Annotated in this window: 1 pseudogene; it reads left to right on the top strand. The window is 53.6% G+C overall.

The window, feature by feature from the left end:
• Window positions 1-62: 62 nt before the first annotated feature.
• Window positions 63-1,002, top strand: a pseudogene (locus tag GHN92_RS23590) (IS3 family transposase); the annotation flags it as partial.

The following is a 1,002-nucleotide window of genomic DNA, read 5'->3' as shown; positions in this document are numbered from 1 at the left end:
TGAATCGCCCCTAGTTTCGTAGACACCTCCAAGCCTTAAAATGAGGCCCATTAGGAGGTGCCATGAGCAACCAGCGATATCCCGAAGAATTCAAAATCCAGGCGGTCAAACAAGTGACCGAAAAGAAGCTTCCTGTCTCGGAGGTGGCTGCACGATTGGGTGTGTCCGTGCACAGCCTCTATGCCTGGGTTAAGCGCTACACCAAGCCCCAGGAACAGCGCGTTGAGGAGGATGATCAGAGCGCTGAGGTTCGTCGTCTACGGGCCGAGCTGAAACGGGTGACGGAGGAGCGAGACATCTTAAAAAAGGCCGCCGCGTACTTTGCCAAGGAGTGCGGCTGAAGTACGCCTTTATTAAGCAGCAAGCGGGTCATTACGCGATTCGACGGCTTTGCCTGACGCTCAAGGTTCATCCCAGCGGCTACTACGCGTGGCTATCAGAACCAAAATCTGCGCGAGCCAAGGACGATCAGCGACTGCTTGGACTGATCAAACACTCCTGGTTGGAAAGCGGTGGTGTTTATGGCTATCGCAAGATCCATGATGACCTGCGAGAGGTTGGTGAGAGCTGTGGCCGTCACCGGGTAGCTAGGTTGATGCGCCTTGAAGGTTTACGTTCTCAGACTGGGTATCGACGGAGGCCGGGAAAATATGGCGGTAAACCAGCCGTTGCCTCACCGAACTTACTGAAGCGCCAATTCGATGTCAGAGAACCCAACAAAGTCTGGGTCACAGACATTACCTACATCCGAACATATGAAGGCTGGCTGTATTTGGCCGTGGTGCTCGATCTGTTTTCACGCCAGATCATTGGTTGGTCAATGAAGTCGCAGATGACCAGCGACGTAGCCATTGATGCACTGCTGATGGCGGTTTGGAGACGTAAGCCGAAGCAAGAGGTGATGATCCACTCGGATCAAGGCAGTCAGTACAGCAGCTCAGACTGGCGAAGCTTCTTGAAAGCTAACAACCTGGTAGCCAGCATGAGTCGTCGAGGTAACTG

The organism is Pseudomonas sp. FSL R10-2964 (genome assembly GCF_009600035.1).
GTDB classification, from domain to species: domain Bacteria; phylum Pseudomonadota; class Gammaproteobacteria; order Pseudomonadales; family Pseudomonadaceae; genus Aquipseudomonas; species Aquipseudomonas bubulae.
Note: the sequence above shows the minus strand (reverse complement) of the source record. Positions and strands in the feature narration are given on the sequence as shown.